Origin of the sequence: Pseudomaricurvus alcaniphilus, from assembly GCF_011440395.1 — a bacterium.
Taxonomy (GTDB): domain Bacteria; phylum Pseudomonadota; class Gammaproteobacteria; order Pseudomonadales; family Cellvibrionaceae; genus Pseudomaricurvus; species Pseudomaricurvus alcaniphilus.
Genome location: NZ_JAAOIX010000007.1, coordinates 1 through 19,313 on the forward strand (window position 1 = coordinate 1; position 19,313 = coordinate 19,313).

General features: G+C 56.7%; 14 protein-coding genes. 3 read left to right on the top strand and 11 right to left on the bottom strand.

Annotated elements, in window-relative coordinates:
* Positions 1 to 336 precede the first annotated feature (336 nt).
* Positions 337 to 2,676: a glycerol-3-phosphate 1-O-acyltransferase gene (locus G8764_RS13910; RefSeq protein ID WP_166165270.1), complete on the bottom strand. Its 2,340-nt coding sequence runs from the start codon at positions 2,674 to 2,676 to the stop codon at positions 337 to 339.
* A 208-nt stretch (positions 2,677 to 2,884) separates the two neighbouring features.
* Positions 2,885 to 3,325, bottom strand: coding sequence for a DUF6491 family protein (locus tag G8764_RS13915; RefSeq protein WP_166165271.1), 441 nt, complete (start codon positions 3,323 to 3,325; stop codon positions 2,885 to 2,887).
* A gap of 130 nt (positions 3,326 to 3,455) precedes the next feature.
* On the opposite strand from G8764_RS13915, the gene G8764_RS13920 reads away from it, so the two are divergent.
* Positions 3,456 to 3,809, top strand: coding sequence for an ArsR/SmtB family transcription factor (locus tag G8764_RS13920; protein WP_166165272.1), 354 nt, complete (start codon positions 3,456 to 3,458; stop codon positions 3,807 to 3,809).
* A 29-nt stretch (positions 3,810 to 3,838) separates the two neighbouring features.
* On the top strand, positions 3,839 to 4,375 hold the full coding sequence (locus G8764_RS13925) for an arsenate reductase ArsC (RefSeq protein ID WP_166165273.1): 537 nt from the start codon (positions 3,839 to 3,841) through the stop codon (positions 4,373 to 4,375).
* A 158-nt stretch (positions 4,376 to 4,533) separates the two neighbouring features.
* Here the strand turns inward: G8764_RS13925 and G8764_RS13930 are convergent, their stop codons facing one another.
* The 8 genes from G8764_RS13930 to G8764_RS13965 all read right to left on the bottom strand — a co-directional run bounded on the left by G8764_RS13930 (position 4,534) and on the right by G8764_RS13965 (position 16,488).
* On the bottom strand, positions 4,534 to 4,737 hold the full coding sequence (locus tag G8764_RS13930) for a CsbD family protein (protein ID WP_166165274.1): 204 nt from the start codon (positions 4,735 to 4,737) through the stop codon (positions 4,534 to 4,536).
* Positions 4,738 to 5,047: 310 nt separating this feature from the next.
* Positions 5,048 to 5,926, bottom strand: a complete 879-nt coding sequence (locus G8764_RS13935) for an HDOD domain-containing protein (RefSeq protein ID WP_166165275.1) — start codon at positions 5,924 to 5,926, stop codon at positions 5,048 to 5,050.
* An 85-nt stretch (positions 5,927 to 6,011) separates the two neighbouring features.
* Complete coding sequence (locus G8764_RS13940; protein ID WP_166165276.1) at positions 6,012 to 10,910, bottom strand: response regulator; 4,899 nt, start codon at positions 10,908 to 10,910, stop codon at positions 6,012 to 6,014.
* 3 nt (positions 10,911 to 10,913) lie between these two features.
* Positions 10,914 to 11,420: a YfiR family protein gene (locus G8764_RS13945; RefSeq protein WP_166165277.1), complete on the bottom strand. Its 507-nt coding sequence runs from the start codon at positions 11,418 to 11,420 to the stop codon at positions 10,914 to 10,916.
* A gap of 137 nt (positions 11,421 to 11,557) precedes the next feature.
* Entirely contained in the window at positions 11,558 to 13,624 is a 2,067-nt protein-coding gene (locus G8764_RS13950) for a TonB-dependent receptor plug domain-containing protein (protein WP_166165278.1), read from the bottom strand.
* A 303-nt stretch (positions 13,625 to 13,927) separates the two neighbouring features.
* Positions 13,928 to 15,571, bottom strand: a complete 1,644-nt coding sequence (locus G8764_RS13955; protein WP_166165279.1) for a 5-guanidino-2-oxopentanoate decarboxylase — start codon at positions 15,569 to 15,571, stop codon at positions 13,928 to 13,930.
* 39 nt (positions 15,572 to 15,610) lie between these two features.
* Complete coding sequence (locus G8764_RS13960; RefSeq protein WP_166165280.1) at positions 15,611 to 15,922, bottom strand: nucleoside-diphosphate sugar epimerase/dehydratase; 312 nt, start codon at positions 15,920 to 15,922, stop codon at positions 15,611 to 15,613.
* An 83-nt stretch (positions 15,923 to 16,005) separates the two neighbouring features.
* Entirely contained in the window at positions 16,006 to 16,488 is a 483-nt protein-coding gene (locus G8764_RS13965) for a c-type cytochrome (protein ID WP_166165281.1), read from the bottom strand.
* 296 nt (positions 16,489 to 16,784) lie between these two features.
* On the opposite strand from G8764_RS13965, the gene G8764_RS13970 reads away from it, so the two are divergent.
* A complete protein-coding gene (locus G8764_RS13970) occupies positions 16,785 to 17,522 on the top strand; it encodes a dienelactone hydrolase family protein (protein WP_166165282.1) in 738 nt (245 codons plus the stop codon).
* A gap of 53 nt (positions 17,523 to 17,575) precedes the next feature.
* On the opposite strand, the gene ptsP is transcribed toward G8764_RS13970, so the two are convergent.
* Positions 17,576 to 19,291, bottom strand: a complete 1,716-nt coding sequence (gene ptsP, locus G8764_RS13975; protein WP_166165283.1) for a phosphoenolpyruvate--protein phosphotransferase — start codon at positions 19,289 to 19,291, stop codon at positions 17,576 to 17,578.
* Positions 19,292 to 19,313: the final 22 nt, after the last annotated feature.

Sequence of the window (19,313 nt, forward strand, 5' to 3'; positions counted from 1 at the left end):
TACGTTAAACTTGTCCATGGTCTCCTCCTGCTTCTGTCGATAGAGAACGAATTGTTCACCCTCTATTCAGGCACATTGCGATGCCGCTGGGAAGAGGAGGAGACCATCTCATCATCCATGGAGGCTCCACGACAGCATCCCTGCTGTCGAGGGTCTTGAAAGCAAGCCCCCGAAGCCAAACCTAACATAGTGCCGGCTGCACGACGCTTAGCTTAGGTGGTAATTAGGTAGGTCGTTGGACGCTTGAAATGCAACAGAAGTCGAATATCTCGGCTCCAAACCAACCGCTCCGCCTTGCCGAAACAGCAACTCCCTCTCGGCACCACGGCGACTTCCTCAAATCCACTCCTGACTGGCAGTGCTGATCGCAATGGCCTTAATGCGGTCAAGGCGACGCACCAAAGCGCCGAACTCCCTGGCCATTGCCTTGCGCTTTTCGAGCATTTCCGGGCCGCCAGCAGCGGTTAATTGGCGCTGCTCCATTAAGGTAAATGCGTTACTGAACAGGAGCTTGCCAATGGAAGCCTTGCTGCTGATCCAGCGCTGTAAGTAGGCCTGGTGACCGTGCTTGAGGGCCATCTCTATGCAGGCCTTTTGTTCCAGTGACTCAGCGGCCGGCAGTTTGGTAAGCATGCTGGCAACCACGCTATAGGCTTCAACGTAGTTCAGCAAGGTGGCGTGCGCCAGAACGGGTTGCATGCTCTTCAGCAGCGCCAATATAGCGTCTGGCCCGCGCGTCAGCTGTGTCTCCCAGCTCGGCTCGAACTGCGCCAACTCGTCCATAATCTCCTGTTTGAACTCGCCACTGGGCGGGTAGAAAAATTCAAACTTGAACAGGTCGCGCAAGGCTTCAACTTCCTGCCAGAATACCTCAGTGGCATCCCCGTTGCGCAGATCACTGGCCTTGAGCAGAGCCAGCTCGATAATAGCCTTGTTAAGAAAAAAATGAATGATGGTGTTGCGATAATAGCTGGCCACCGGATGTTGCTCCGGGGCTATCCCGTACAAGACGTCATAGCCCTCGTCGAAGCGGCTGACAACACCCTCGGCAATCATGTTTTCCAGCAGGCTGTCTATGTCCTCGACGTAATTGCGGTCAAAGTCTGGCGATATTCTCAACTCACGCCGCTCGGCATAGCCCAGCAGCACTTGCAGGCCTTGAACCAACTGCTGTTGAGTGAGGGCACGAGGGGCCGCGCCCAGCAGGCAGGTTGTCACCAGGGAAGGAAACGTAATCGGCGTAACACGGTTCGCTTCTACCGCCACCTGAAAGGCTATTTTTGCCAGCGCCAGCTTGTCATTCGGTTCGGGTGCGGTGCCCAGCACTACCGGCTCACCAATATCCATGTACACCTTACCCATGGGTTTGGCCAGGCTGCGGATATAGCCGATAAACCAGCTCAGGGACTCCGGACTTTTCTGGCGCCCGGTTTGCTCACCTGCGTATTCTTCTACGTCGCGGATCAAATCGTAGGAGATGGTCAGCGGTACGATGTGTATATTGCGCGCGTCGCTGGCATAGCAGGCTTCCAGCACGTACTTAAGTAGCCCGTATCGAGGTGGCATCAGCTTGCCCAGCCGCGAGCGAGTACCCTCAAACGACCAATTCAGGGGAAAGCCTTTCTCCATCAGCAAGCCGATATAATGGCGCAAGGTGAGCTTGTACAGCTCATTGTCCTGGAAACTGCGCCGAATAAAAATACCGCCCGCGCGCCGCAACAGGAAACCCAGCCCGGCAAAACTCATATTGGCACCGCCAAACATGTGCGGCGCAGGAAAGTCATTGTCGTACATGACCTTGGGCACCACCGCGCCGTCCAGATAGGTTTTATGGGTCCACAGCAATAGGGTCGGATTATCCCGTACGACGGTTCGCAGCGCTTCAATGGCCTTGGGATCTACCACCACTTGGTCTTCATAACCAAGCCTCAGTACGAAGGCGTTAAGCTTGGCGTACAGGTCCAGCCAAAAGGTACTTGGCAGGCTGATCATTTCTTGCATGTAGTCATCGGCTTCTTCGAGCAACTGCTGCTTGGGCTTGCCGCTGTGCCGGGACAGTTGCTCCACGTCTTGCAGAAATGCCGGGCTATTGCGCAGTATCGCCGCAACATGGCGGGGCACCTTGTAGCGACTGCCTTGCAAGTGGCGTTCGGCATTGCCCAAAACCAGTGCCGCCTGGCGGGCGATAAAGGCCGCCAGCGCCGGTTCAGCGGCATTTTGTGGCTGTATATGTTGCGCCAGAAATCGGGCACGCAACTCTGCCAGCGTCGCGGAGCGTCCCACCAGCAAGTGCACGCGGTCCGGCTCGGTGGCTAGCAGGCGACGCGCCTTGCGCGGTCTGGGCCTGCGCGGGTCACCCATCAGTAAATCACGCAGCCGGGGCCCGGACTCGAGGGCTTCCGCCGCAGGCCGCCATGCCACCCGCAGTGGCACAAGCCTTGTTTCCCCGGGGAGATTCAGGACATCGAGCAGGGCGCTGGCGTCTATAGCCCGCCTGCTATTGCTCAACTTGAGATAAACCATGGGCGCTGGAGGTCGCATTTGCGGCTGGTAGTGATTCACCCACCCGCTCAATAGTTCCCGCTCAACCCTATTCCTCGCGTCGAGAATAAACACGCACTCTTGCCCAGTAGCCTGCGGCCACGGCGATGCCCGTTGAAACAATTTGCTATTCATGGACCCGTCCGCTGGTCTCTGTGGTTTATTCCAGCCTCGACGGCTGCCTGGGTACGGACTGCAGAAAGACGCCCGATACTACGCCAACTGCATTGGCTCAAAGCAATACAACAGGCAGCAGCAAGCTGCCAGAGTGCGTTACAACAGTTCGTTACAACAGTTCGTTACAACAGTGAACCAAGAGGTGCCCTCGCCGCCCTGGCCAATATTATTTTTTCAACTCGGCCTTTATTTTCTTGCGCTGCTCTACCGCTGCCTCAAAAGCTGCAAACGCCTCCTTGCGATTGGCAAATTCAAATATATCGCTGATGTAGCAGCTCTCTTCCCGGGTAATCACCTTATCCATTCTCTTGCCACAGAGCTCGGAGGACGCGCTCTTAAATATTGCTTGCATCGACAGCTCCAGGTCGTTGCACCGGGGCACCACGGTCGCGAGATAATAGCGGCGCCCCGCATCAATACTGATCACATCATCATCCAGAATGCCGTAACCATTGATTTGACTCTGTCGAATGCAAGCGCGCCCGGATTGCCCGGTTGATTCACTGAGTAGTTTTGGAACGCTTGGGATCGGCCTGTCCGTTGATGCACAGGACGACAGAATAGCAGCAAACCCAACAACCCATACGCGCCTCAATAAATATCTCATAAGTCTCTTCTCTTTCCCTGCCAGGTTTTTGACTTCCTATTTACTTTACTCCAGCCAGAGGCGAAAACTCCAGCCCCGGCGCCGCAATATCGCCCTTGCGCTCAAATTATATTTCCATTAATCTCGACATATGGAATTAAAAACAGCAGTTACAGCACTGGCCGCCCTGGCACAAGAAACCCGGCTCACGGCCTTCCGGCTACTTATACGCCATGGCAGCGTCGGCTTGCCTGCGGGCGACATCGCCAGGGCACTGCAGACACCGCACAACACCATGTCCTCGCACCTGTCGATACTCAGCAACGCGGGGCTTATCAGTTCGCAGCGCTCTGGCCGATCGATCATCTACAAGGCCGACCAGGAGGGTATTCGCAACCTGGTGTCGTTTTTGGTGGAAGATTGCTGCCAAGGGCAAGCGGAGCTGTGCGCACCGCTACTCGACTCGCTGCTGCCCGCCTGCTGTGAGCCGGCAGACCAGCACTGATCACGGACCGATACTGAAGGATTACTGCCATGCCTGCACAACCACACACCTACAACGTGCTATTCCTGTGCACGGGGAATTCCGCCCGCAGCATTCTCGCCGAGTGCCTGCTCAACCGCCTCGGTACCGGCAAATTCAAAGCCTACAGCGCGGGCAGCTTCCCCAAGGGTGAAGTGCACCCGCTGGCCCTGCACGAACTGAGCGTCAACGGCTATCCGGTGGCAGGCTTGCGCAGCAAGAGTTGGGAGGAATTCAGCGGCAGCGACGCGCCGAGGATGGATTTTGTCTTCACCGTCTGTGACAACGCTGCCAACGAGGTTTGCCCGATTTGGCCCGGCCAACCCATGACCGCTCACTGGGGCATCGCCGACCCGGCAGCGGTCGAAGGCGAGGAAATCCGCAGAAAGACTGCGTTCGCCACCGCCTTTCGTGAACTGCAGAGTCGCATCTCCATTTTCGCCAACCTGCCGATAGCGTCGTTGGACTCACTCAAGTTGCAGCAGGAACTGGACAGGATTGGCAGCTCCACAGCGCAACTGCCCGCCTCCGAAAAGGCCTCGTCCTGACATGGGCCTGTTCGAACGCTACCTCAGTGTCTGGGTCGCCCTGGGTATTGTCGGCGGGATAATACTCGGCCAGGCAGTTACGGGCTTTTTGCAAATACCTGCCTGTTCAAATCTAAACTACAGCGTAGGCACCAAGGCAGCGCCACGGTTGTTAAGGATTAACAGTTGTGTCTTTTGCAGAAGCTATCAAATTCTTTCTCGGCTTCTTCTTTCGATTTTCCATAGAGACTTTGCACCTTGCCGGCGAATTTCGCTCGCTGACCCGCGATCTTATCAAAATCATCATCCGTTAATTTGCCCCACTGCTTTTGGGCTTCGCCTTTCAATTGCTTCCATTTACCTTCGACAATATCCTTGTTCATTTTGAGCTCCAGAATTGTGAATGCTATGCGATAGCCACCATAAAGCAGCCACAGGGTGATGGTGCAAACATTCAGGAAAAGTTGGCGTATTACTAATCACCCTGGCAACGACTATAGAGTCAAATAGACAGCGTGTCTGTGCGCTACGAAACATTGGACAACGCAAAAAAGGTAACCAGAGCAGGTCGAAGCCTCTGCCGAGCTGTAACTCTAATAGCAGTTACGATTCCCCAGCAGGCGAAGGCTAAATCCCTTGGTTGTCGCTTGCGCTGGCGCCACCACGCAGCGAGCTCTGTACACCTTGATAAAACTACCAATCCATGGTGCTGGAAACTTCAGAGATATTTTTATGCGCCCTGGAAAGACGTTCACCCACTGCACCAACTTTCTGTGCATCCAGTATTTGGCCGAGCCGAGTACACTCTCGCAAATCAGCATTAATATCCCTACTGAGTGCCGTCACAATCTCCACGGAGATGGACACCACATCCACCAGCGACCGATGCTCACCCTGGTAGTCACCGTTATCGTAATTTGACATCACATCCGCCAGCGCTGCCGGCAGGCGCCATTTATGCGCTAAAAACCCGCCTATATCGGTAATACCGATACCGAGCTCCTGCTTGCACAGGGCGTTTAGTGTCAGCTCACTATCACTGCTCATGCGCAGTACGCGGCTGGTTTGTGCGGGCAATAAATCGACCAGGAAAAGCAGGCCCAGGTTGTGCAGCAGCCCCGCCGTCCGCGCTGTCGGCAGGTCGATTCTCGCCGAGCCATCGAGTAGCGGTGCCAATACTGCCGCGCTCTCCGCCACCAACAGGGAGCCAGACCAGAAGTGCTCCGGGGAAAATGCCTGGCACTCTGAGGTATCGAATGAGCCCGAAACGGCCAGCGCTGTGCTGACACTTTTCACTACATTCACGCCGAGGCGCGAGCAGGCTGCCTCAAGGGAAGTGATTGGGTTGATTGGGGCAGACCAGGCCGAGTTGACCAGGGCGATCAGCTTGGCAGCAATACCGGGGAAGCGCTCGAGGATTAAGGTGAGATCGCGCCAGGTTTGATTGTCGGCGGCGAGGGCGCTCACCAGACTCAGCGAACCGGGTGCCAACACCGGTATGCGACAATCTTCGATCGACGCAAAGAACTGCTCTTTGGAAGTGATTTTCGTTCCTGGCGCTACTTGATGCACGGCCAAACCTTTCCCATATCTTGCCTCTGTCCTGCTTTATCTTTGCCTGTACCTGCGCCAATACCTGCATAGGCTTAGGGGCAGGCTAGCCACCCGTCAGCACTTTCTCCTTGTCGAACTCCAAAAAGTTTTTCCGCGCCAGCGCCGGGATAGATTCCGCTAACACAGGACGGCTGAAGAAATAGCCCTGAATCATATCGCAATCGATGCCATCGAGCACGGTTACCTGGTCGTATTCTTCAACCCCTTCCGCCACCACGCTGTAACCCAGCGCGTGCGCGATGCCGACGATACCGCCGAGCAATATGGAAGATGGATGATCGGACAGCATATCGACAATAAACACCCGGTCTATCTTCAGGCAATCGATGGGTAATTTTTTCAGCGACCCCAGCGACGAATAGCCAGTGCCAAAATCGTCGATGGATATTTTGATGCCGAGACTGCGCAGGGCGTCAAAAACCGGCAGGTTATCGCCAGCGGTCTGCATCACACTTTCAGTGACCTCAAGCTCAAGCTCAGCCGCCGGCAGGCCAGTGCTGTGCAGCACCTCCACCACGCTGTCCACCAGCCCCGGGTCACTGAAGTGCAGGGGAGAGATATTGACCGCCACGTGGAAGTCCGGCAGCCCCATTTTTTTCCAGGCCATGGCCTGTTCGCAGGCCATTTGCAACACCTGGTTGCCCAGCTGCTTGATCAGCCCGATTCTCTCTGCCACCGCAATAAACTGGTCCGGGAACACCAGGCCTTTTTCCGGGTGATTCCACCGCACCAGGGCTTCAACGCCGTTCATGCGGCCGGTTTTCAAATCGATTTTGGGCTGGTATTGCAGCACCAGCTGCTGAAACTCCAGCGCCAGGCGCAGATCGCGCTCCACTTGCAAGCGAAGCTCCGCCTGGCGGGTAAACTCAGCCTGGTAAAATGAATAGCGGTGCCGGCCAGCATCCTTGGCAGCGTACATTGCGCTATCCGCCGCCTTCAGCAGTGTCGGAACATCATTGCCATCGTCTGGAAAAATTGAGATGCCTATACTGCAGCGCGGGCGGATCTGTTGCAGCCCAAGGTCGACCGGCATATTGATGCTGTTCAGGCAGCGACTGGCGGTTTCGGCGGCATCGAGCCTGTCGACCAGGTTCTCCATAACGATACAAAATTCGTCGCCACTCAAACGGGCGACAAAGTCGGTTTCCCTGATCACACTTTCCAGACGCTCGGCGACCACTTTTAACAACCGGTCTCCCTGGTCGTGGCCAAGGGTATCGTTTACATCCTTAAAGCCGTCCAGATCCAGGTACAGCAGCGAAAAGGCTTCTTTACGTCGTGTCGAAGATTTAATGATCTCGTCAACGTGCTTGTAAAAGTATGCCCGGCTGGCCATACCGGTAAGCGCGTCGGTGTAGGCAAGCTGGCGAATCCGCTGATCCGCGGATCTCTGCTCCGTCACGTCCTGGACAGTGCCAATAATGACAAACTCGTCCTCCGGGAGCCGGCCAATATCCTGGCGCACGATCACATTGCGCTCCCGGGAAACCTGCAGACGATAATCCACGGATTGGGCATCTTCACCTCGAGCAACAACCTGGATACTTTCATAAACAAACTGTCGATCTTCCGGGTGCACATAATGCAAAAAGTCGTCCAGGGTTTGCACCGTCAGACCAGTCTTCTCCCCCAACATATCGGAGAGCTGGTCTGAGATAGCAAGCCGGTCGGCTCTCGCATCCCAACGCCAATAACCGAGACCGGCGATGCGCTGCACACTCAATAGGCGAGCCCGATTCTCGTGCAGCTCCCTCTCGCTGGAGGAGCAGCGAATCTGGAAACGAATGCGATGATACAAGTCAGGGAAATTGATCGGCTTGGTGGTAAAGCTGGACGCGCCACAATCAAACGCTTTATTGATGCTATCCTGGTCGTCCAGTCCGGTGACCATAATGACCGGGATATTTTGGGTCTTGGCATTTTTCTTGATGCGCCGGCACAGATCGAAGCCGTCCATTCCTGGCATCAAACCGTCCACCAGGATCAAATCCGGAACACTGTCCTCGAGTATTTGCAGGGCTTGCCGGCCGCCGTTTGCCTGCACCACGGTAAAGCCACCGCCCTGCAGGGAGTCCCGCATGATATCCAGGTACTTGTCATCATCATCGACCACCAGCAGGGTATATTGCTGGTCCGGCTTGCTCCAGACAATGTCATTTGCCTGCCGGGTAACATCACTGCCTGTATCGCTGTCATTGAGTACCCGGGACAATTCCGCAATAACGCCGGGAAGTGCCGCGGACAGCAAGCGCAAGTTTCGTTCAATACTCCCTGCGTCTTGCTCCAGCGAGGCCTTCTCTATTGCAGCCGCGTAGCCTGATAATTCAAACGCCCCGATGCTGGCACTGGCGGATTTAATACGGTGGGAGACAAAGTGGATGGTCTCATAATTACCGGCGCGCAACGCGCCCGGAAGCGACTCCACCGCGGCAGGCGTATCGTCCATATAGTAGGCCAGGGTCTTGCCGAGAATATCCTTGCCCGTGGCGGCAGACAATTCCCTCAGTTCGGCAATGACCGCCAGATCCAGGCTGCCGCCATTCTTGCCGTCGCCCCCCGCCCCATCATTGGCGGCATCGAGTTCTGCACTGAGCCCAAAGCGTCCTTCGGGTAACCATTTTTGCAGGGCGTCCGTCAACCTGTCGAGGTTAAACGGCTTGCTCAAGTAATCGTCCATACCGGCCGCCTTGCAGCGCTCGACAATTCCCTTTTGCACATCCGCAGTCAATGCGACTACGGGCAGGCGTGCCCGCTTGTGTTCAGTTTCGTATTGCCTCAGCGCCGTTGCCGCGGAGAAGCCATCCATTACCGGCATATGGCAATCCATGAGGATCAGGTCATAGCTACCTGCGACGGCCATTTCCAGCGCTTGTTTTCCGTCTTCGGCAAGATCCACCTTGCAACCTAGTTTCATCAGCAAGCCCGTCGCCACTTCCTGGTTCACCGGATGATCTTCGGCAAGCAATATGTGTGCATTACACTGCAGGGATTGCGCAACCGAAGTGGTGGATGGATCCGACACACAGTTGATCGCATCACAGAGGCTATCGAGTAAATTTTTCTGCCGGATGGGCTTGGTTAAATGACGGAATATCCTGGCACCGGAATTACGCTCCTGGTCGTCGGCACCGGTTGAGCTGAGCATAATCATCTTCGGGGTAAGAATCGATCGGTCGGCCTCTATAGCCCGAGCCAATTGCATGCCATCCATCTTCGGCATGTGCCAATCGAGCAGAACCAGTTGAAACGGATCGCCCTCTGCCGTGGCCAGGCGCAACCTTATCAGTGCATCCTCGCCACTGTAGGCCTCGCTGTCGCGCATACCCCAGACTGACACCTGGTTGTGAACAATCTCACGGTTTACCTGGTGATCATCGACAATCAGTACCCTGACGTCTTGCAGGGCGTCCAATTGCCTGACTGACGCCTCACCATCTTCAGCCAGCTCGAAATCCACCGCAAACGAAAAGCACGAACCCTCATTGAGCTGGCTTTGCAACTCTATATCGCCGCCCATAAGCTCGACCAGGCTTTTTGAAATCGCCAGGCCCAGGCCTGTGCCGCCGTATTTCCTTGTGGTGGTACCGTCCGCCTGGCTAAAGGCGCTGAAGATGCGACGCTGCTCCTGCTCTGAAATACCGATGCCGGTATCCGCAACGGCGAAATGCAAGCTCACCCTGTCGCCGACCCTGTAATCGACGTTGACAGACAACATGACTTCGCCGTCTTCAGTAAACTTGACCGCATTGCCCATCAGGTTAACCAGCACCTGCCGCAGGCGAATAGAGTCGCCCTTGACCTTTGCCGGCAGTGTTGGCGAAAAGTCAGGTATCAGCTCAAGTTTTTTGCGATGCGCCTGGCTGGCCACCAGCTCCATCGCATCCTCCAACACCAGGCGCAAGTCAAATTCATCGTCAGCCAGCTTTAAACGACCCGCTTCAATTTTGGAAAAATCGAGAATGTCATTGATGATATCCAGCAGTGATTCTGCCGAGCGGTAAGCGGTTCTGGCCAAACGCTCGGCCCGTATGTCAAGACCGGTATCGAGCAGCAATTCCGTCATTCCGAGCACGCCATTCATCGGTGTCCGGATCTCATGGCTCATTGTCGCCAGAAATTCACTCTTCGCCTTGCTCGCCGCTTCCGCGGCCTCCTTGGCCTCTTGCAAACTGGCGGTGCGCTCCTCTACCTTGCGCTCCAGATCGTTGCGATAGTCTTGCAGCTTATTGTCGCGCTCCTCAATCTGACTGAGCATGCCGTTAAAGCGCTGGGTCAGCACGCCAATTTCATCGTCTTCAACAACCGACAAGCGGAGGGAGAAATTTTTCTGGTCAGAAACCTGCTGCATTGCGTCGACCAGATTGCGGATGGGGCCGGTAAAACGCCGCTGCAACACATTGGCGATAAAGTACACAAGCACCAAAATGCCAAGCATCAATACCACGGCAATCAGTGCATAGTTTAATATTTTCGCGTACAGCTCAGACAGGCCAACCTCGACATAGAAGTAGCCAAGATCCTGGTCATTGAGGGTTATCTTCTTGAGCAAAACCAGCTCGTTAAGTTCAAACCTGTAACCGTAGCTGGCAGCGCTGCTAATGTGCGTCTGCAACTGAGAAAAGTTGTCGACCGCTGGTGTACCGTAAGCCGAGAAGATGGCACCACTATTCTGCAGCAGCGCAGCACTGCGAATGGAGCTCTCGGCGTTTAAGGCCTGCAACAGCTTGGCCGCGGTCGCTTTATCGCCAAATGTCAGGGACGCGCTGGAATTGGTAGCGACAAAATCCGATAGAACGACAATGCGGTGTAAAAGTGCATCCCGATAGGAAAAATATTCCAGCGTGACAAAGCCAATGGAAGCTACACACAAAGTCACTGCGCAAATCTGCAACATCACGCTGCGAAGCTTCCTGGCAATATTGCCCTGCTTTATGCCTGCCATGCGCTAGCCCCCCGAATGGCCAATTACATTAGCCATCTGTAGTAACGGCGCGGCAATCGTCAGCCCGGTGCGCCGGGCCTGCTCCAGGTTGATACTGAACCCTATGGAGTCTTTCTCCTGCCTGAATTCGATCATCCCGCCCTGGCTGGCAAAATCGTTGATATCACTGATGGTTAGCACCGCTGTGCCCGCTACGCTATTGAGAATGTCTTTGAGAAACGCCCGCTTGGATTGACTGATAAACAGGAGATTGCAAGTCTGGCTGACTTCGTTGGATTGCAGGTAATAATCTACCTTGATGGCCATGCCTTTTAGTCGGCGCCCCCGCAGCGGCTCGAGTATATCGCCGAACACGTTTTCCCCCAGCACACAAATACCAAACTCTTTGGTGGTGGTAGCCGGAGAACTTTCTGGCCACTCCACAAAGTGCGTCAACTTGTAGAGCAGCGCGGCCTTTACCTTGTATTCTGACGCCACGGCATCCGCTGCACCACTACTTTGGGTGCACATCAGATTACCCAGTAACATAAAGACGAGCGGCCACAACCTGCGCAATACCGGGCCGCAGGCCGGTTGCCAATAGCTCTGTATTGAAACAGCCAGGTTCATCGGGTGACCAGTCACAGGTCAGTCGTTGGCATATGCATCTAGAATGTCAACCGAACCTGGCCATAGATGGAGCGTTCCACCTCGGTGTGAGTGATGTAGGTTTCGCCGACAAACTCCGGATGCCGACCATCAGTCAAATTGTGCCCGACCACGGAGAACTCCAGTGCCTCAGTGGGCCTCCAGTTAAGCCGTAAATTGAGGCTGGTGTAATCACTGATTGAGCCGGTATTAGACAGCGAGGTCACCTTCAGCTCATCGTAATAGTGAACCCATAGGTCAAAAGAAAACCGCTCCGAAAAATCATAGATCGAGCGGATGGTCACTTGATGCTCCGGCGAAGAATTCTCCGCCACAGCATCGGCAAAATTATCGCTGCTACTGCTGTCTTTATCCGCATCAATGGACAACCAGGAATAGGATGACTGCAGGCGCCAGCCTTTTTGCACATACCAGTCAAAGACCAGCTCGACCCCCTGGCTGGTGGCGTCCATTTTATTGTCGAAGTTCAGCTTCGTGGGTACCAATAACGGCGCCCCAAATGGGTCGGCGGGGTTGGGAAAGCTGATTAAATCCACTATTTCGTAGGTTGCCACGTTGCTGTACTGGTTGCTGAACAGGGCAATATCGAGGGAGGTAGCTTCGCTGGGCTGGACCCGGTAACCCACTTCAAACGCGGTCAGGTCCTCTGACTCAAAACCGTCGTTGCCGTTCACCGTCACCTGCAGCGGAATAGTGGGAATAATGGCCGTGGTAATAACCCCGCGGCGCTCCATGGTGGAAGGGGTGCGCGCTGCACGAGAGATCGAAGCCCACAGCGTCGTGCCCGGTTTTGGCAACCACAACATCTTGATATTGGGCTGAAACTCGGTCTCGGAGTAAGCGGTGCGCTCCAGTTTTGCCCCCAAAGTGAGGCGTAACTTGTTCTCCAGCAAGGCGATCTCGTCCTGCAGGAACAGATTGTACAGCTCGCTATCCTGGTCCGGAATAGCGCCGGATGGTGTGCCGCGGTAACTTTCGTCCAGGCTGCGATAACCGGCGCCCCATATGATCTGGTGACCGGCAATACCTGTATAAGCGTGCTGAATATCGAGGTCCACGGTATTCTGCTTTTGCCCCAACAAAAATTCGTCGCGCTCCGTGTGGTCCAGATAGAGCTGGGTGGTCAGTACCGACCGGGCGGACAGGTTCGTCTCCCAGCGCCCCAACAGATTGTGCCCCTCGCTGTCGACGCGGTCAGGGATGTTGAGGTCGACGTAGGGCGACAGGGGGTTGGGCGGGTTATTGGCCGGGTCAAACGGATCCAGGAACTGATTTCGAATTATCTGATTCTTGTCATTGTCGTAAATATCACCTTGTAACGTCCAGTTGCCCGTACCGAGCTTGCCGTCGATACGAAAGCCGGCCTGCATGGTTTTCCAGTCATCGCCGGCGCCCCCTCCCAGCTCGGTTCCATAACTGGAGCCGCGCTCGGCAAACGACAGATAGCCGCGGGCAGCGATGGAGCCTGTCAGCCGTCCGCCATAACGCAAGTCAACCATCGCCTCGTCTTCATTACCTGCGGTAATCTGGGCGTAGCTGCCCTGGGTTTGGGCGGCTGACTTGGTGATGATATTGATAACGCCATTGACCGCATTGGCCCCCCACAGGGCCGCTCCCGGCCCGCGGATTACCTCGATCCGGTCGATATCCTGCATAACCGTGTGCTGGCTCTCCCAGTAGACACCGGAAAACGAGGGCGTGTAAATGCTGCGCCCGTCCATCAGCACCAGTAGTTTATTGGCAAACTGGCCGTTGAAACCACGGCTGGAGACCGCCCATTTATTGCTATCCATCTTGGCGACCTGCACCCCTGGCGCGATCCGCAGCGCCTCGGCAATGCTGGTGGCGCCAATGCGCTGGATGTCCTCGCTGGTAATGACAAAAATAGCCGCTGCGGATTCATCCAGTCGCTGCTGCTTTTTCGAGACCGAGGTGACCTTCATGGAAAGCAGTTCTTCCATATTCAGGTCGAGAAACTGGTCCAGGTCATCATCCCCCATGACCGGCAGCGGCGCGCCGGCCAGCAGCGCCAGTAACAGCACGGGAAGTTGGAATCTTTTTGTCATAACAAGCCCTTGGGGAACATATATTGCACCAATACACGTTCAAGTTTAGATCCAATCGGGCATTTGTACAGAAGGGCCACTAAATTCCCCCGGCACAGCAGCAAAGCCGGGTGTCGGGCCGCTGGCATTGGGGTTGGCCTGGCTTCGGGGGCTCGATTCCGAGACCGGGGGGGGGGTTGGGCGATACGCGGCGGGGGCCAAGGTGCTATTGAGCGTGTTGTTGCAGTTGCGGGGCTGAAGGGCTGTAGCCAAAATTCATCAGCTCAAGCTCTGGCAAAATTAAAAAAACCGGGCTGCTGACGCTCAAAAAGAAGCCCCGGAAAACGGCAAGCCGGTGACCAGTCGATCTGCGGTCACGTCGATCAAAAAGGGGCCCTCACTGGCCACCGCTGTGCCCAGCGCGGTCTCCAGCTGCTCCAGACTATCAGCGCGAGTCGCCTGGCAGCCACAGGCCTGGGCCAGCTTAACGTAATCCGGCGTATGGATATTGACACCCACCGGCGCGATGCCGGCGGCGTCCATATAGCGGCGTATTTCACCGTGACCACTGTTATTCCACACCAGGAAAATAACTTTTAAATGGGCTTCCACCGCACTGGACAACTCGTTCAGGGTGAACTGGCCGCCGCCGTCGCCGATCAGGCACAGCACCTCATTGTCCGGCTTTGCCAGCCTGGCGCCCTGGGCCGCCGGAATGGCGTAGCCGAGGGTGCCAAAGCCGGTGGCGGAGTGAAAATACTGGCGCGGCGCTTGCCGTTCCAGATACATCTGGGCGTAGTAGGTGAGCTGGCACGAATCACCCACCATCAGGCAATCGGGCAGAACCCGGTCGATCACCGCAAATACCGCCCGATACTCGGCCGGGCAGCTGCGCTCCCGCTCAGCGCGCAAGGCGGCGGCGCGGTCACAACCCAGCTGGTACCGCTGTGGCTGGTCACTGACACCGCTCTGCTTGATGAGAGCCAGCAGCTGCTGGGCACACTGCGCCGCGTCTGCGAGGATCGGAACCTCAGGCTTGACTGCCCGGTATAACTGCTGCGCATCGATATCGACCCGAATCAGCTTGCCCTGGATGTTTATATCGCCATAGCCAAAGAAGTCATAGTCCGTCTCCCCCAGCTCCGTGCCCAGCGCCAGGACCACATCGGCGTTCTGCTCAATTTCATTTTTTAACCAGCCGCAGCTGGGCGAGCCGCCAACAGCCAGCGGGTGCGAAGGCGGCACGACCCCCTTGCCGTTGGTGGTGTTCAGTACTGGCATGCCGACCAGCTCCGCCAGTTGCACAAGAGGCTCCCCTGCCGCCACGGCCCCGCCGCCAACAATCAGCAGCGGGCGTTGCGCTTGCCGCAGCAGCCGGTCGGCCTGGTCAAGCGCGGCTGGCGCGGCCATCGGCTTTACCAGCGCCGGCCAGGCAGCCAGATCGATGCCGGAGGCATCCGCGCGCAACAGGTCGACGGGAATCTCGATGTGCACCGGCCCGGGACGCTGGCCGCTGAATACGGCAAAGGCGCGGGCCAATACCCGGGGCAAATTCTGCACATCCAGCAGGGTATGGCTGAATACCGATACCCCGCTCAGCAGCGCCCGCTGGTCCGGCAGCTCGTGCAGGCGACCTTCGCCCATGCCCAAGTGGGCGCGCTGACTCACCGACGAAATCACCAGCATGGGCACCGAATCCTGCAGCGCCTGCCCCATGGCCGTGGCAATATTGGTCATGCCCGGGCCGGTGATAATAAAACACACCCCGGGCTTGCCGCAGGCGCGGGCGTAGCCATCGGCCATAAAGCCGGCGCCCTGTTCGTGACGGGGGGTGATGTGACGTATGCTGCTGGCGGACAGTCCACGGTAGAGCTCAATGCTGTGCACCCCGGGAATACCCATGACGGTATCGACGCCGTAGCTTTCCAGCAGCTTTACAATGGCCTGGCCACAGGTCAATGCTGGCATAGATCCTCTTGCTTGAAGCGCTTGATCAGGGATCGTTACTCAAACCGATTGTACCGGTGGCAAACTCAGGCCGTCCAGCTTGGGCAGCCAACCCTCATCACAGTAGAAAACACTGTCAATGCCGTGCTTTACACACAAAGCCTCCAGGTCCGACAGCGAACGCACCTCGCCACTGAGCATTTTATTGCGATAGTTCCAGGGGTTTTCATCAATGAAAAACAGAACCTTACAGGCAGCGTCGGATTCCAGCGCTTGCGCCAGTTGATATTCCTGGTACCCAACTCCTAACACGGCGGCCTTCTTGCAGCGCCCGAAGGAAAACAGGCGCCGCAGCAGATTTTTCGATGACATACTTCATTTACGCCCAGAAGGGCCTGATCAAGTGGTTCGGCAATCGCGCCCGGTGGCGCCAGCTGTGACGGCTAAATAGCCGATCACTGGTAGGGCGCGTACTCGCTCGGAATAAACGGCTTTAACTGGTACTGGGCCTGCAGGAAGGTGACCAAGTCGGCCAGTTGTGTCACCGTCATGACATCATTGTAGACCCTCATTTTGGAACGGCCAGCTACCGCCACCATGGTTTCCGGGTACCCTTTAGCGAGCTTGTGCGAGGGATTGATGATGGAGGTTACCAGCTTGCCATAGGTCTGGATGGTGCTGACCTGGCCTCCCAGGGCGATGGTCATCTGCGGGTTTTGCGGTTGTGTAATCGCCTTGTTGCCGCTGATACTGTGGCAAGCGGTGCATTCGAGAGCGACAAAGGTTTTGGCGCCGGCCTCGGCATCGCCTTGCGGCAGAGTAAAGCCGTAACCTGACTTCGGGCCCCGATCGCAACCGCCCAGTAATAATACAATAGACAGTGCAGCCAGCACTCCGCTGGCCAACCTCCGGGTCGGCAATAGCTTAAACAATTTCATAATACACCTCGCGTCATTGATTTTGTTGTTGCCGCAGCCAGGCGCAGCCCAATCCGACCAGCGTATTCACCCTCTTGCTTCAATGGCCGGCAACCAACTTGCTGCTACTGCCCGCCATTTTTTCAATTAAGCCACTGTGAGCGCTATTTGTTATTGACCCGTATCAAGCACAATCCGCAGATCAGGCGGTAATTCGGCCTTTTTGTGCCACCTGCCAAATCGAGGCACAGGACAAGGTTGTTTTGTGGAAAAGACCCACTTATGGTAGCGGCTGTATTCTCAACCCGGTAGCCACTATGCAAACAACCCATCAATTGATCGACCTCGCCACCCCGACCGGCACCATGCAGACCCAGGTCTTCCGCCCCAACGCCGGCGGGCAGTTTCCGGCGATTATTTTCTACTCCGAAATTTTCCAGATCACGGCCCCCATCGCCCGCAGTGCCAATATTCTCGCCGGGCTCGGCTTCGTGGTACTGGTACCGGAGGTGTTCCACGAATTGAATCCGCTCGGCACGGTGCTCGGTTACGATGACGAGGGCAAGGACAAGGGCAACAGCGACAAGGCCAACAAACCCCTGGAACAGCACGACAGCGACACCCGGGCGCTGGTGGAATTCTGCCAGCAAGCCGAATACTGCAACGGCCACGTGGGCGCCATGGGCGTCTGCATCGGCGGCCACCTGGCCTTTCGCGCGGCCCTGAACCCGGCCATCCAAAGTGCCTTCTGCCTCTACGCCACCGATATTCACAGCAACACCCTGCCCTGCCAACCGGGCAACGACAGCCTCAGTCGCTGCGGCGATATCCGCGGCGAGGTGTTTATGGTGTTCGGCAAACAGGATCCGCACGTGCCGGCGGAAGGCCGACTGCAGTTGTACCAGCAGTTCCAGGCCTCCGGCCTGAACTACAACTGGCTGGAAGTGAACGCCGTGCACGCGTTTATGCGCGACGAAGGCGACCGCTACGACTCGGCCCTGGCGCTGGAGATGTACGAGCGGGCGCGGCAGTTTTTTGTGCGCACCCTGCGTTAGGGCAGCCAGTTAAAAGGGCAGGGATAGCGAAGAAGGTAAGCCAGGCGCGTCAACTAAGAGTGCTGGCCAGCAACTTTCATCGCGGCTAAGACCTCGGTTATCTGGGCGCTGGAGGACGCCGACAAAACGTCCGCCGCCAGCGCCTGTAATTGCGCCAGGGTTAGCTGGCGCAACCGTTGTTTCACCGCCGCGCCCAGTTTCGGGCTCATGCTCAGGCGTCGCACCCCCATGCCCACGAACAATCCCGCCAGTTGCGGCTGGCTGGCGGCCTCGCCACAAATGGAAACCGGCTTGGCTTTACGGTTGGCCGCCACAATCACCGCATTAATCGCGCGCAAGACACTGGGGTGCAGCACCGAGTAATCCTCCGCCGTGGTCTGGGCGTTGCGATCCGCAGCCAGCATAAACTGGGTCAGGTCATTGCTGCCGATGCCGACAAAATCGATGTGATCGAGAATGTCGTCAATCATCAGCACTGCAGCCGGGGTCTCAATCAAGGCGCCCACCGGCGGCAGCGACTGCAACTCCATAGCCTCCGCCATTTCCAGTACCATGGCTTTCGCCGTGCGCACATCATCCACGCCAACCACCATAGGAAACATAATGGCGATGGAGTGCTCGGCAGCAACACGCAGTATGGCGCGCACCTGATTGCGAAACAGCGACTCCCCGGCCGTCAGGGAGAAGCGCAAGCCGCGCACCCCCAAATTGGGATTGGACTCCAGGTCCCGCTCCAAAAACAGGGGGAACTTGTCACCGCCCAGGTCCAGGGTCCGGATCACGGTGGTCCCGTGGCAGCGGGCAGCAATATCCCCGTAAACCCTGGCCTGCAAGTCCTCGGACGGGGGTTCACCGTGTTCGAGAAAAAGAAACTCTGTACGCAATAAGCCGACCCCGTCCAGGCTGGCCAGCGCCAGCAACTCCTCCTCGCTGGGCCGCCCCAGGTTGGCCAGCAGGCTAATCGCCGTGCCATCCGCCAACTGGCAAGGCAGTTGAGCATCGACCCGAGCTGCTTGCTCCCGCGCCCGTCGCCGTGACTGCTGTTGACGGAACCCCTGGATCGAACTGAAGCTGGGCTCGACCACCACTGCACCGCTATCGCCATCCAGCAACAGGTACTGCCCACTGCTCACCAGCGCCGGTAAATGCGCGATGCCACTGACGGCGGGAATGCCCAGGGCGCGAGCCAGGATTGCGATGTGACTGGTGGCACCGCAGTGCTCCACTACAAACCCGGACAGGCAGCGGTAGTCGAGCTCGACCAGGTCCGAGGGCATCAGCTCAGTGGCGACAATAATGCTATTGGCTGCAAGGGTAGAAAGGCGGGCGGAGGAGTAGCCACCCGCATGGCGCAGCAGGCGCTGGCCGATATCGCGAATATCCTGCTCCCGCTCGCGCAAATAGGGGTCGTCGAGCTCACTCAGGCGCCGGGTAAATTCATCCACGGACTGGGCGATGGCCGCCTCGACATTGATGCGGTCGCGCTTGATACGCTGGACGATATCCTCGATCAGGTAGGGGTCATCGAGCATGCTGTAATGGGTGGCAAAAATCTCGGCTTCACCACTGCCGAATTCACCGTGCAGGCGTTTCTGCAAGGCCTGCAAGTCACTCTTGGCACCTTTCAGGGCACGGGTCAGGCGCACAACTTCCCGGTCGACATTGTCAACGGGATAAGTTTCAACCGGAACCTCTTGTGCATTGACGACGACTGCGTGACCTGCTGCGAGCCCGGCTGAAATTGGGCTGCCAATTATTCTTCTCATCATATGGCGCTGGCTTATTGTATGG

Excerpts from the sequence above, each read along its gene's own strand:
- ptsP (WP_166165283.1), bottom strand. The coding sequence starts at position 19,291 with ATGATGAGAAGAATAATTGGCAGCCCAATTTCAGCCGGGCTCGCAGCA.
- G8764_RS13920 (WP_166165272.1), top strand. The coding sequence starts at position 3,456 with ATGGAATTAAAAACAGCAGTTACAGCACTGGCCGCCCTGGCACAAGAA.
- G8764_RS13940 (WP_166165276.1), bottom strand. The coding sequence starts at position 10,910 with ATGGCAGGCATAAAGCAGGGCAATATTGCCAGGAAGCTTCGCAGCGTG.
- G8764_RS13950 (WP_166165278.1), bottom strand. The coding sequence starts at position 13,624 with ATGACAAAAAGATTCCAACTTCCCGTGCTGTTACTGGCGCTGCTGGCC.
- G8764_RS13965 (WP_166165281.1), bottom strand. The coding sequence starts at position 16,488 with ATGAAATTGTTTAAGCTATTGCCGACCCGGAGGTTGGCCAGCGGAGTG.
- G8764_RS13915 (WP_166165271.1), bottom strand. The coding sequence starts at position 3,325 with ATGAGATATTTATTGAGGCGCGTATGGGTTGTTGGGTTTGCTGCTATT.
- G8764_RS13960 (WP_166165280.1), bottom strand. The coding sequence starts at position 15,922 with ATGTCATCGAAAAATCTGCTGCGGCGCCTGTTTTCCTTCGGGCGCTGC.
- G8764_RS13970 (WP_166165282.1), top strand. The coding sequence starts at position 16,785 with ATGCAAACAACCCATCAATTGATCGACCTCGCCACCCCGACCGGCACC.
- G8764_RS13910 (WP_166165270.1), bottom strand. The coding sequence starts at position 2,676 with ATGAATAGCAAATTGTTTCAACGGGCATCGCCGTGGCCGCAGGCTACT.
- G8764_RS13945 (WP_166165277.1), bottom strand. The coding sequence starts at position 11,420 with ATGTGCACCCAAAGTAGTGGTGCAGCGGATGCCGTGGCGTCAGAATAC.
- G8764_RS13925 (WP_166165273.1), top strand. The coding sequence starts at position 3,839 with ATGCCTGCACAACCACACACCTACAACGTGCTATTCCTGTGCACGGGG.
- G8764_RS13930 (WP_166165274.1), bottom strand. The coding sequence starts at position 4,737 with ATGAACAAGGATATTGTCGAAGGTAAATGGAAGCAATTGAAAGGCGAA.
- G8764_RS13955 (WP_166165279.1), bottom strand. The coding sequence starts at position 15,571 with ATGCCAGCATTGACCTGTGGCCAGGCCATTGTAAAGCTGCTGGAAAGC.